The sequence below is a fragment of the Arthrobacter sp. YD2 genome (assembly GCF_030410475.1).
GTDB lineage: Bacteria > Actinomycetota > Actinomycetes > Actinomycetales > Micrococcaceae > Arthrobacter_B > Arthrobacter_B zhangbolii.
The window spans coordinates 543241-555184 of sequence record NZ_JAUHHB010000002.1 but is presented as its reverse complement, the minus strand read 5'-3'; the positions used below and the strand labels follow the sequence as shown (position 1 = coordinate 555184).

Here is an 11944-nt window from a genome sequence, read left to right as displayed (position 1 = left end):
CCACGGCCACGGTGGCGATTCCTGCGGGCCGGCGGTCCAACACTGCCCCGATACGCCGCATCCGGCAGCGACTAAGGCATACTGGCCGCATGACGACGCCGCTGGAGGGTCCCCTTGCCGATTCCGAGTCCGGTCTTTGGATTCCCGGGAGCCTCGCCCGCCCGGGCACAGTGACCGGAACCGTACCGGCCGGATTCGAGGCCTACGCACGGATCTTCCATCCCGTCCACGCGCGGCTAATGGAATGGGACCGGGACTATCCGGTGCCGGTACAGTCCCGGACCATGCAGTGGCGGGACCTTGCCGAGACCCGCGGAACGCTGGCGCACCCGCTGATGCAGTGGAACTCCATCCTGGCGGGCTACCGCAACCCGGTCTGGAATGAACCGGGCTGGCAGTACGAAGATCCCCTCGTAGGCGCGTTGGCGGCCGGATGCCTGGCTGAGGTGGTGCGCATTCTGTCCAGCCATACGGATTCGCCCTCAGCCTGTATCGCCGGCCTCTGGGAGGGGTGGGGGTGGGTGAGCGGCGCGGCCGTGAACGTCACCGTGGACAGTGAAGGCCATACGTACGAAGAACCCCTGCCCCCGCCCTTCCATCAGGACACAGTGGCCGGTGCGGCCAGGCTGGAACTGCCGGGACGGAAGTACCTGCTGTTTAACGCCGACCTTGCAGTCTTCACCGAGCCCGGCTGGCACGAGGCCAGCGGATGGGACGTGCTGCAGAGCCCAAACCTGCTCTGGCCCGAAGACCGTGCGTGGTTCCTGGCCTCGGAAATAGATATGGACTCAACCATCGTGGGCGGCTCAGCCGCCCTCATCGGGCAGCTGATTCACTCCGGGTCTGTGGAAGCACTGCCCGTGCCCGCAGACGGCGACCTTACACATCAGGGGGACGTACTCAACGAAAGGCCGGATTGGCAATGACCGCTTTCACAGCCGTGCGGGGATGGCTGTCACAGAGAGGTCAGAGAGCTAACAGGGGTGTGTGAGCAAGGCATCCGCGGATCGGTCAGGACGGTGGCCGGGCTGTGGATAAGCTGAATATATGCCCCTCCAAAACATTAACTTCCATACCCGCAAGTGGGTCCGGCCCGAAGACCTGAACGCAAACGGCACCCTGTTCGGCGGCAGCCTGCTGCGTTGGATTGACGAGGAAGCTACCGTCTACGCGATCCTGCAGATGGGGAACGGCCGGGTTGTCACCAAGTTCATGTCCGAGATCAACTTCGTCAGTTCCGCCGTGCAGGGCGACCTGATCGAAATGGGGCTTACCGCAACCAAGTTCGGCCGGACCTCGCTGACAATGCAGGCCGAAGTGCGGAACATGATCACCCGCGACAGCATCCTGACCATCGACAAGATCGTGTTCGTGAACCTGGATGAGCACGGCAAGCCCGCACCCCACGGCTACACCACCATCAGTTACGACCGTGACCGCCTGCCCACGCACCACTTTCCGCCCATTCCCTTTACAGCCTAGTTAGCGCCCCGGCGGATACCTGCACCGCCCAAACCCCAAGCACGTGGACCGAAGCTCCGGGAGCCCGGCTTAGGCGGGGAGCGGGATAATACAAGGCATACTTACTAATATGAGTCTCGAGTTCCCCCTCCCGCAGGGGCACACGGCGGGCGGGGGTCCGCTCCGGATTGCGGTGCTGTCCCATCTGCATCACCCGATTGCCAGTCCGTTCCTGGGCGGGCTCGAAATGCACACCTCCCTGATGGCAGACGAACTCGCCGCACGCGGTCATGACGTGACGCTTTTTGCCAAAGTGGGATCCGTGTCCGCAGCCCGGGTGGTGGATGTCCTTCCAGCCGCTTTTGAGTTCCGCCGCGGGATGCCCGATGACGCCATGCAGGCGCAGCAGGGGACGCTGGACAGGGCATTGGGCCTGGCACTGGACGCGGTCCGGGACGGCTCCTTCGACGTCGTCGTGAACAATTCGCTGAGCCTGCAGCCCTATCTGAAGTTGGCGGACCACCCCACCCTGACCATCCTGCACACCCCGCCCCTGCCGTGGATCGTGGACGCGGTTGAACAGGGACGCACGGCCATCTCCCCGCTGCACCGGTTTGTCAGTGTCTCCGCCCGGAACGCCACGGGCTGGGCACCTCATCTGCCGGACCTCCACGTCATCCACAACGGCATCCGTCTCTCAGACTGGCCCGCGGGTACCTCCCGCCGCCCCGGTACCGCGGTCTGGGCGGGGCGGGTGACTCCGGAGAAGGGCCTGCACATTGCGATCGACGCCGCCCGGAAAGCCGGCATGGACCTGCACTTTGCGGGCCCTGTCAGTGACGGTAAGTACTTTGACCGCGTTATAGCTCCCCGGCTGGGTCCGGGCGTCAGACATGCGGGGCACCTCGATCACCGCGAACTGGCGGCCTTCCTGGGCTCGGGTGAAGTCTTTATCGCCTCACCCGTGTGGTCCGAGCCCTTTGGCCTTACAGCCCTGGAAGCCATGGCCTGCGGCACCCCCGTAGCGGCACTGCCGCTGGGCGCCATGCCGGAGATTATCGACGCCGACGCCGGCCGGGTGGCCGCCGGGCTCGGTGCCGACGAACTGGCCGATGCCATGACGGCTGCGCGGGGCCTGGACCGCAGCCGGGTCCGCCGGTCCGCCGCCCGCTTCAGTGCAGGTGCCATGGTGGACTCCTATGAGGTGCACCTCCGTTCCCTGCTCCAGCCCGAGGGCCTGCCGTCACTTGCACAGCCGGCCGGGTTTTCCCGCCCCCAGTCCGGCAGCGCCGAAGCTGCCCTGCCCCTGAGCTGAGCCGATCTGTCATGACCTCCCGGAGAAAACCCCGTGTGGCGTACTACGCGCACCATCACGGCACAGGGCACCTGCGTCACGCAGCGAACATTGCCCGGCTTGACGCCGTGGACCTGCTGGTAACCGGCACCATGCCTGCCGCCGGCGTCCCGGACCTGCCGGGCGGGGCACGGTTTGCCCCGCTGCCGCCCGACGTCGCGCGGCAGGGCCCGTTCCCGCCGGGACCCGGTACGTCCCTGCACTATGCGCCCACCGTTCCTGCGGTCCGGGAACGCTTCGCACGGCTGCACGCGTACTGGGAGGAGTTCATGCCGGACGTTGTGGTGGTGGATGTCTCGGTGGAAACCGCCGTGTTCGCCCGGCTGGCCGGATATCCGGTCATCCACCGGCGTATGCACGGGGACCGGACGGATGCCCCGCACCGGCTCGCCTATGATTCCGTCAACGGACTGATTGCGTATTTCCCCCAAACCCTCGAAACCCCTGAACATCTGGCGGCCTACGGCACAAAAAGCACCTATCTCGGCATGCTCGCGCCGCGGTCAGCGGGGCGGCAGGCTGTTCAGCCGCGCACGGTTGCTGTCCAGACATCCCTCGGCGGGACCGGGGTCCGGCTGCCGGCCGTACTTGAGGCCGCCCGCGCAACCCCGGACTGGACGTGGCGGATCATGGGCCGTACTTCGGGTGCTGTCCGGGACGTGCCCTCCAATGTTGAACTGCTTGGCGTTGTAGCGGAGCCGGCACCGCTGCTGGCAGCCGCAGAGGTCCTGGTGACCTCGGCAGGGCACAACGCGGTGGCCGCGGCCGCCGCAGCCCGCCGGCCGGCCCTGCTCATTCCCGAACAGCGGCCCTTCCGAGAGCAGGAACGGTTTGCGCAGGCGCTGGCCGGCGCCGGCGCCACTGCTGCCCCGGACTTCTCGGCACCTACGGACTGGCAGCGCACACTGGCGGCGCTCAGCGCCTCCGATCCGGAACTGCTGGCGCGGACACTGCTGGTTTCGGAGGCAGAATTCCGGAGCCGCTTCCTGACGGCAGTGGAGCGTGCCACCGCCGAATCCGGGGCAGGGGAGCGGCCGCCGGTCCCTGCATTCAGTAGGGAGCGCTGACCCGCACCGCAGCCAGCTCCGCCGGGCCGGGCGTGGCAAGCAGCCGAAGTTCCCCGCCGTCCGGGTCCCACGCCACGTAGCCGGCCCGGGCAAAGGCCTCCAGCCATCCCGTCATGGGCCAGGTTCCCCACTTTCTCCGGAACGCCCGGGCATTGACCACAATGGATTCCAGATGCTGCAGGGGCGGCCGGTGCACACCATGGTGCTGGTGGAACATCGTGGCCCCGGAGAATGCCAGGGGGATCCCCATCCCGCGGGCAGTGAACGCGAAATCGGTGTCCTCACCCCCATAGCCGGCAAAGGTCTCGTCGAAACCGCCGATTAGGTCAAAGGTTGACCGCCGGACGGCGAAGCCCAGGGACCAGAAAAGGGCGTACTCGGTGGACGGGGCCGCGGGTTCTCCGCGATCCGGGGAAAGCGCTGCCCGGGCGTGATGGGGAATGGACCCCTGCATCAGCACGTCCATGCTGCCTCCCGTCTCCCAGGCCGCCAGGTCCGCGTCCGGGTACAGGTAGCGCGGCGTCGCCATCACCAGCCCTCCTGCCTGCTGCAGATCAGCCAGCAGCTGCTCGAACATCTCCGGGGCGGGGATGCAGTCCACGTCCAGGAAAACCAGCGTTCGGGTCTGCGCAGCAGCGGCGGCGGCGTTGCGGGCGGCACCAAGCGGCAGCGGCGCACCGGACGGTGTGTCCACATGGACCACACTGAGGGGCAGTGTGCCCTGGGGCGGAACAGCGTCGGGCTGGTTCATGTAGCAGACCACTATGTCAGCCGGCAGGCGGGTGGAGCGCTGGATGCCCTGGACAGTCCGGGCCAGGTGCCGGTCCCTCCCGGAGCTGATGATCAGCACTGAAAACGGTTCGTCGCCGCCGGTCTGCTCCATGGGTTCCCCTCCGCCGCAGGCGCTCCCTGCCGGCGCCCAAAACAGTAAGTATACTGAAGGCAATTTGCTGACAGGGCCGGATTCGGCCCGGGAAAGGTGCAGTGACGTGGCAGAGTCAGGCGCGATGGCGGATTCCGGGGCAGTGGGCGCGGCGGTGTCGGATCCGGTGGGGGAGTCAACCGTCAGGGTGGCAAGCGTGCCGCACAGCCAGGTCTATATCCGCCACACGGGGCGTGTCCCCGGTGATTCGCGGCCAGGCGGTGTGCTGCGCCTGCCGGACCCGGATCCGCGCAATCCCGGCCAGTCAACGGAATCCACCTGGTGGCCGCCCGTCATGCTGGACCCGCACTGGATCCGGGAGAACGCCTCCACCTTTGACCTGATGCACATCCACTTCGGGTTTGATGCCATTTCCCCCCGGGACCTGCGGGCTGTGACGGCCGAGTTGAAGGCCCGGGGCAAGCCGTTGGTCTACACCGTGCATGACCTGCGCAATCCGCACCACCTCACCCCGGAAGCCCATGATGCCCAGCTGGATGTGCTTATTCCGGCGGCGGACCGGCTGATTACGCTGACGCCCGGGGCAGCTGCAGCCGTCGAGGCCCGCTGGGGGCGGCGGCCGGTGGTCCTGCCCCATCCGCACGTGGTGGAGCTGGGTGAACTCGAACGGCGGCAGCGTCTGCGGCTTTCCCGGCCGCCGCAGGACCGGTTCCGCGTGGGGGTGCACCTGAAGAGCCTGCGGCCCAACATGCTTGACGGCGTCATCCTGCCGGCGTTGACGGCAGCGGTGGAACAGCTGCCGGGGGCCGTGCTGCAGGTTAACGGGCACCCGGACATCCTCACGCCGGGCGGGGACAAATACCGTCCGGAGCTGCACAAATGGCTCACCGAAGCTGAAACGGCTGGGCGTTTGGAACTGCAGGTGCGGGACTATTTCGATGAGACGGCGCTCTGGGATTACCTCGGCTCCCTGGATGTGTCAGTACTGCCCTACCGGTTCGGAACCCACTCCGGCTGGCTGGAGGCCTGTACGGATCTGGGCACCAGCGTGCTGGCCCCGTCCTGCGGTTTTTATGCCCAGCAACGCTCAACCGTGGCGGAGTTTGTGCACACCGAGGACGGTTTGGACGAGCAGTCACTGGCCACCGCACTCAAGGGTCTCTATGCCGAGCGTCCCTGGCCGGGGCTTTCACGCGCGGAGCGGACAGCCGAACGGCGGGCCGTGGCGGCGGCCCATGAGGAGATCTACGCGTCCGTGCTGGCGCCCTGACCGGTTTCCGGGCCGCGGACGGCCTGTTCCAGCCCGGCCAGGATCGAGGGTGTCAGCGGACTGCCGGGAAAGCGTGCCAACCGGCGAAGGGGAAGGCTGCCCATCAGCGACAGCGCTCCGGCGAGCCCGCCGGCTTCCCCGGCTCCGGCTTCCCCGGCTCCGGTTTCCGCCGCTCCGGTTTCCCCCGCGCCGCCGGCCGCTTCTGCTGCCAGTGCGCCAAGTACACGCTGCCCCCGCGGATTCGCCAGCCATTCTGCGATGGTCGAATCGAGGCTGAGCTGTCCTGCCGGTTCGGCGCCGGTGCCGGGCAGCTCCAGGCTGCCGCTGAGCCGGATGTCCCGCGAGGAGGACCCGACATCGATCCGGTAGCCGCCGGGATCGGCGGTCCACCGGTGCGCTGCCGGATCGAACCGGGCCAGCGCCGCCAGCGGCAGGTCAAAGGCCACATCGGCGGTGGCATCCGGTTCCAAATAGACCTTGCGGAAGGCCCGGAGTTCGCGGGGCGCAGCGGGGGCCGTGCCGCCCGGGGCGCCCACATAGAGCTGGATGACTTCAGCTCCGGCGCAGCTGCCGGTGTTCCGCACGGTCAGCCGTACCGAGACCATTTGACCCTCGTCTGACTCTGCGGTCTTCAGAGCCAGTCCGCTGTAGCCGAAGCTGGTGTAGGAGAGCCCGTGGCCAAAGGGGAAGGCCGGTTCCATCCGCCGGGCGTCGTACCAGCGGTAGCCCACAAAGATGCCTTCGCCGTACCGGACCGTCCCGGATTCACCCGGATAATTACCGAAGGCCGGTGTGTCCTCGATCCGGTGCGGGAAGGTTTCGGCGAGTTTTCCGGACGGGTTCACGGCGCCGGTCAGCACATCGGCGAGCGCCTCCCCACAGGCCTGTCCCGGAAGCCACGCTTCGAGGACCGCAGGCACATCCGATGCCCACGACGTTTCAACTGCGCCGCCGTTGAAGAGCACCACCACCGTCCAGGGGTTCGCTGCCAGGACGGCAGCGAGTGACTGCAGCTGGTCTGCCGGCAGCGTGAGGTCCGGACGGTCAAAACCCTCGGATTCCCTCTCCTCCGGCAGGCCCAGGAAAAACAGGACTGCGTCTGCGGCGGCAGCAGCGGTTTCCGCCTCGCTTACCAGCGCCTCCTCGGACTCCCCGTCCAGCCGGTACCCCGCGGCAAAGGAAACGGCGGTGAACCCTTCTGCCAGGACATCCAGCGGCACGCTGATCCGCGTAGGGTTCACCCGGGAGGAGCCCGCTCCCTGGAAGCGCGGTGTGCGGGCCAGTTCACCCACGACCGCCAGCCGGAGCTTCGGGGACAGGGGCAGGATGCCGCCCTGGTTCTTCAGCAGCACCATGGAGCGTGCTGCCGCGTCACGTGCCAGCCGGTGGTGTGCTTCCGGGTCCACCGGTACCCGGGCCGGTGATGCGGTCCGCGCGGCCAGCTGCAGCAGCCTGGCAACGGAGGCGTCCACCATTTCCCGGTTGATGGTGCCGGCATCCAGCCCTGCCTCGAGTTCGGCCAGGCCCAGGCCGTTGCTTGCCGGCATTTCCAGGTCCAGGCCCGCGTCCAGTGCAGCCGCGCGGTCCGTGACAGCGCCCCAGTCGGAGACAACAACGCCGTCGAACCCCCAGTCGCCGCGCAGTACCGTATCCAGCAGCCAGGGGTTCTCCGCTGCGTGGATTCCGTTGATTTTGTTGTAGGCGGCCATCAATGACCACGGCCGGGCGGAGCGGACCACGGTTTCAAAGGCCTTCAGATAGATCTCGCGCAGCGTCCGGTCATCCACCGAGGCATCAATGCGCATCCGGTCCGCCTCCTGGTTGTTTGCGGCGAAGTGTTTGGGGCAGGCGGCCACCCCCTGTGCCTGGACGGCGCGTACCCACGCAGCACCCAGTTCGCCGGCAAGCAGCGGATCCTCGGAAAAGTATTCGAAGTTGCGTCCGCACAGGGGCGTGCGCTTGATGTTCAATCCGGGGCCCAGCACGACGTCGACGCCGGCCGCGGCCGCCTCCCGCGCCGTCGCGGCGCCCAGCTGCGCCAGCAGCTCCGGATCCCAGGAGCAGGCGGTGAGGCACTCGGCGGGAAAGCAGGTGGCCTCGATGGAGTTCCCGAGTCCCGGCTCATCCTCATTGTGTGGCCGGCGGATGCCGTGGGGCCCGTCGGAGAGGACAAGCGGCCGGATACCCGCAGGGGCAATGGCCGCCGTGCGCCAGAAGGATGCGCCGGACAGCAGGGAGAGCTTATGGGGCAGCGTCAGGGACCCGGCATCCCGGGGCATGGAAGCGGACGGGTTGTCGGATGCAGGCATTGGCATGTGCCGGAGTCTAGGGGCCGCCGGTGCCTGCCGGAAGAGCAAACCATCCGATGCCGCCCGGCCGGCTGCCGCATCGCTGCAGGGCCTGTCGGCGGCCGTGGGCTGCGGTTAGTGTTTTCGCTAAGCACCTGCGGCGGTGAACCGTGCCGCATGACGGGAGCAGACCATGATTACCCACCTGGACCGTTACCGGCAGATAGCCGAAATCCTCTCCCGTAACGGCCTGGGCTTTCTCGTCTCGGCCCTCGGGCTGGAGGGGCGGCTGCCGTTCCGGCGCCAGGAGCACGCTGAAGATGCCGTACGCCGGCCGAGCAGGCCCGAATACCTGCGGATTGCACTCGAGGAACTGGGACCCACCTACATCAAAATGGGCCAGCTGCTCTCCACCCGGCCGGACCTGCTGCCACCGGATTACCAGCGGGAACTGGCCAAACTGCAGGACAGGGCCGATCCTGTGCCCTGGCCGGCGATTCGGGAAGAGCTGCGCCAGGAACTGGGCGCCGAACCGGAATCGGTTTTCGGTTTCTTCGACACCGCGGTGATGGCCAGTGCCTCCATCGGGCAGGTGTATTCGGCGGCCCTGAAGGACGGCACCGCCGTCGTCGTCAAAGTGCGCCGGCCCGGCATCACCACGGAGGTGGACCAGGACCTGGAGATCCTGCAGAACCTCGCCAGCACGGCCAGCAAGCACTGGGAGGCCGCCAGGGACTACGATCTCACCGGCCTGATGGACGAGTTTGCCCGGACCCTGCGTTCTGAGCTGGATTACCTGCAGGAAGGACGCAACGCAGACCGGTTCCGGCTCAACTTCGAAGACAGTACGGCCGTGCAGATTCCCCGGGTCTATTGGGACCACACCACCTCACGGGTCCTGACAATGGACCGCATCACGGGAATGAAGGTCACGGATACCAAGGCGCTGGATGCGGCAGGAATCGACCGTCCGGCACTGGCTGTCGCGGCGGCCGGGGTGGAAATGCAGATGGTCTTTGACGACGGGTTTTTCCATGCCGACCCGCATCCCGGGAACCTGTTCGTGGAGCCCGGTGGCCGGGTGGGGCTGATTGACTTCGGCATGGTCGGAGAAGTGGATGAGAAGCTGCGGGGGCAGCTCTCCGCACTTTTTGTCGGCATTGTGCGCAAGGACCCGGAGCGGATGACCAACGCCATTGTCCGGCTGAACGCTTCAGGTGTGCGGGTGGACCGGGTGAAGCTGCGCATGGACCTTGGCCCGCTGATCCGTATGTACTCGGGCAGGAGCCTGGCCGATGCGCCTGTGGGCAGCCTGATCACCACCGGCCTGGGGATCCTCCGCACCCATCACATCCAGCTCCCGCGGGAGATGGCCCTGCTGTTGCGGATGCTGATTATGACCGAAGGCATGGGGGAGGTGCTGGACCCGGACTTCAGGATGGGCCCGACCCTGGCACCCTATGCACGCCGGATGACCGCCAGGCAGCTGAACCCGGTCAATTACGCCCGCCGGCTGGGGCGGGCAGGGGCAGAGGCCCTGGAACTGGGCACCGAACTGCCGGACCAGGTGCGCCGGCTCATCGAAACGCTGGACTTCGAAGGCATGGAGGTCCACCTCAGGGCGGAAGAACTGCTCCCGCTGGTTATCCGGTTGGAGCGGGTGGGGAACCGTTTGGTGGCAGCTATTTTCGCCTCTGCCTTCATCCGTGGCGTGGGGGAGCTGACCCTCGGGGACGCTTCGCGCTGGAAGTCGTGGCAGGCGCCCCTGATGAGTGCCGGCCTGGCATCCACCGGGGCGCTGGGCGGGTACATTGCCTGGACATCGCGGCGCGCCCGGCTGCGCGGTATGTAAACGGATGCTTAACCGGAACCGGGCGGCCCCGCAAAGGAGCCGCCCGGGCGGTTTACCGCGCTATGCGGTTCAGCTGTACGGGTTCGCCGGCGCAGCGCCGGACGGAACAGCCTTGGGGCGCAGACCCAGTTCGGCCGTGGGAACGTGGACGGTTTCCTTTGCCGTCAGTGCCGATACGGCGGCGATGGCGCAGATCGCTGCGGTGAAGTAGCTGGTGACCAGCCAGCCGCCGGGCTCCAGGCCACCGATGGCGGCAACGATGGAGGGCGCGAAACCGGCCATCAGGAAGCCGAGCTGAGTGCCGATGGCCAGGCCGGAGAAGCGAACCTTGGCGCTGAACATCTCGGCGTAGAAGGACGGCCAGACAGCGTTGGCAGCCGCGTAGCCGCAGGAGAATACGGCAATGGACAGGGCAAACTGCAGCAGGGTGTTTCCGGATTCCATGGACAGCAGGTAGAAGGGCATGATCACCGCACTGGACACTGCACCGTAGACGAAGACCGGCCGCCGGCCGATGCGGTCTGCCAGACGTCCGAACAACGGCTGGGTGAACAGTGCCACGAAGTTGCCCGCCACTACGAGCCAAAGCGTGATGTCCGCGTTGACGCTGCCGACTTCCGTGCCGTACTTGATCGCAAGTGTTCCGTACACGGTGGAGACAGCGGCGATGAAGGCGCAGCACACTACGCGCAGCACATCGCGCCAGTGGTCCTTCAGCAGCACACCCACCGGAAGCTTGACGATTTCATTGCGTTCCTTGGCTTCGGTGAAGGTGGGGGTTTCGTGCAGGGAACGGCGGATGAAGTAGGTGACTACCACTACCACGGCGCTCAGCCAGAACGGGATACGCCAGCCAATGCCGTACTTGATCTCGTCCGGCAGCGCGACGACGGGAATGAAGACCAGGGCTGCGAGGATCTGGCCGCCCTGCGTTCCGGTCAGCGTCCAGGACGTGAAGAAGGACCGGCGGTTGTCCGGTGCGTGTTCCAGGGTCATGGAACTGGCCCCGGCCTGCTCGCCGGCAGCGGAAAGGCCCTGCATCAGCCGGCAGAAAACCAGCAGTGCGGGAGCCCACCAGCCGATGGTATTGAAGTCCGGGAGGCAGCCGATGAGGAACGTGGAGCCGCCCATCAGAAGCAGGGTGAACATCAGCACGCGCTGGCGGCCAACCTTGTCACCGAAGTGTCCCAGGATCACTGCACCCACGGGGCGGGCAATGTACGCGAAACCGAAGGTCGCCAGGGACATGATGCTGGCCTGGGCATCCGCATCGGGGAAGAAGACGCGCGGGAAAATCAACGCGGCGGCGGAGCCGAAAATGAAGAAGTCGTAATACTCAACGGCACTGCCCATAAAACTGGCAGTGGCGGCCTTGCGCGGGGACTTGCCCGGCGCTTTTCCGGCGGGGGCGGATGCGTCCATTGCATCTCTCCTGACGTGGGGGCGTGGCGGTGGGGGGACGGCGGATGGCGACGGGATGCCTTGGCCGGCATACCGTGCGGTTACCAGGTTCCGGGGTGTTTCCCCGTGGTGCGGGGTGTGCGGTACCTGATGTGCTGCAGGGTGTACTGCTTCCGCACCAAATGCGGTGGGGTGCGCCGTACCTGATGCAGTGTTGATGGTGTCCGGGTATGCGTGGCAGCAGCCATTGTGCGCTATGCGTACACATGTGCATACTCCGTACACTTGCAGTAATGTAACTCACAGCCGGATACCCCGGCAACTGTGACCTGCCGTCCGGGCTGTTCCGGTTCGGAATGAGCACACGG

9 protein-coding genes are annotated in these 11944 nt (G+C 66.7%); 6 read left to right on the top strand and 3 right to left on the bottom strand.

Features of this window, described 5'->3' with window-relative positions:
• The first annotated feature begins 89 nt into the window (after window positions 1-89).
• From QWJ37_RS09155 to QWJ37_RS09140, 4 genes are all read left to right on the top strand, one after another.
• Window positions 90-926, top strand: a complete 837-nt coding sequence (locus tag QWJ37_RS09155; protein WP_290245096.1) for a hypothetical protein — start codon at window positions 90-92, stop codon at window positions 924-926.
• 121 nt (window positions 927-1047) lie between these two features.
• Window positions 1048-1482 carry a hotdog domain-containing protein gene (locus tag QWJ37_RS09150; RefSeq protein ID WP_227901995.1) on the top strand — a complete coding sequence of 145 codons (435 nt, stop codon included), beginning with the start codon at window positions 1048-1050 and terminating at the stop codon, window positions 1480-1482.
• Window positions 1483-1591: 109 nt separating this feature from the next.
• Window positions 1592-2776, top strand: a complete 1185-nt coding sequence (locus QWJ37_RS09145; protein ID WP_290245095.1) for a glycosyltransferase — start codon at window positions 1592-1594, stop codon at window positions 2774-2776.
• 35 nt (window positions 2777-2811) lie between these two features.
• Entirely contained in the window at window positions 2812-3882 is a 1071-nt protein-coding gene (locus tag QWJ37_RS09140; protein ID WP_227901993.1) for a glycosyltransferase, read from the top strand.
• Here QWJ37_RS09140 and QWJ37_RS09135 read toward each other — a convergent pair.
• Window positions 3866-4765, bottom strand: a complete 900-nt coding sequence (locus QWJ37_RS09135; RefSeq protein WP_290245094.1) for a glycosyltransferase — start codon at window positions 4763-4765, stop codon at window positions 3866-3868. The genes QWJ37_RS09140 and QWJ37_RS09135 overlap by 17 nt on opposite strands.
• 106 nt (window positions 4766-4871) lie before the next feature.
• On the opposite strand from QWJ37_RS09135, the gene QWJ37_RS09130 reads away from it, so the two are divergent.
• Complete coding sequence (locus QWJ37_RS09130; RefSeq protein WP_227901991.1) at window positions 4872-6035, top strand: glycosyltransferase; 1164 nt, start codon at window positions 4872-4874, stop codon at window positions 6033-6035.
• Here QWJ37_RS09130 and QWJ37_RS09125 read toward each other — a convergent pair.
• The gene (locus QWJ37_RS09125; protein WP_290245093.1) at window positions 6011-8350 is read right to left on the bottom strand and encodes a glycoside hydrolase family 3 C-terminal domain-containing protein; all 2340 of its coding nucleotides are present in this window, start codon (window positions 8348-8350) and stop codon (window positions 6011-6013) included. The genes QWJ37_RS09130 and QWJ37_RS09125 overlap by 25 nt on opposite strands.
• A 166-nt stretch (window positions 8351-8516) precedes the next feature.
• Here QWJ37_RS09125 and QWJ37_RS09120 point away from each other — a divergent pair, with 166 nt between their 5' ends.
• Window positions 8517-10175, top strand: coding sequence for an AarF/ABC1/UbiB kinase family protein (locus QWJ37_RS09120; RefSeq protein ID WP_227927849.1), 1659 nt, complete (start codon window positions 8517-8519; stop codon window positions 10173-10175).
• A gap of 69 nt (window positions 10176-10244) precedes the next feature.
• Here the strand turns inward: QWJ37_RS09120 and QWJ37_RS09115 are convergent, their stop codons facing one another.
• Entirely contained in the window at window positions 10245-11597 is a 1353-nt protein-coding gene (locus QWJ37_RS09115; protein WP_227901964.1) for an MFS transporter, read from the bottom strand.
• Window positions 11598-11944: the final 347 nt, after the last annotated feature.

What these genes read in the sequence shown, in the direction of transcription:
- QWJ37_RS09120 (WP_227927849.1), top strand. Translation starts at nt 8,517, where the DNA reads ATGATTACCCACCTGGACCGTTACCGGCAGATAGCCGAAATCCTCTCC.
- QWJ37_RS09115 (WP_227901964.1), bottom strand. Translation starts at nt 11,597, where the DNA reads ATGGACGCATCCGCCCCCGCCGGAAAAGCGCCGGGCAAGTCCCCGCGC.
- QWJ37_RS09155 (WP_290245096.1), top strand. Translation starts at nt 90, where the DNA reads ATGACGACGCCGCTGGAGGGTCCCCTTGCCGATTCCGAGTCCGGTCTT.
- QWJ37_RS09150 (WP_227901995.1), top strand. Translation starts at nt 1,048, where the DNA reads ATGCCCCTCCAAAACATTAACTTCCATACCCGCAAGTGGGTCCGGCCC.
- QWJ37_RS09125 (WP_290245093.1), bottom strand. Translation starts at nt 8,350, where the DNA reads ATGCCAATGCCTGCATCCGACAACCCGTCCGCTTCCATGCCCCGGGAT.
- QWJ37_RS09145 (WP_290245095.1), top strand. Translation starts at nt 1,592, where the DNA reads ATGAGTCTCGAGTTCCCCCTCCCGCAGGGGCACACGGCGGGCGGGGGT.
- QWJ37_RS09135 (WP_290245094.1), bottom strand. Translation starts at nt 4,765, where the DNA reads ATGGAGCAGACCGGCGGCGACGAACCGTTTTCAGTGCTGATCATCAGC.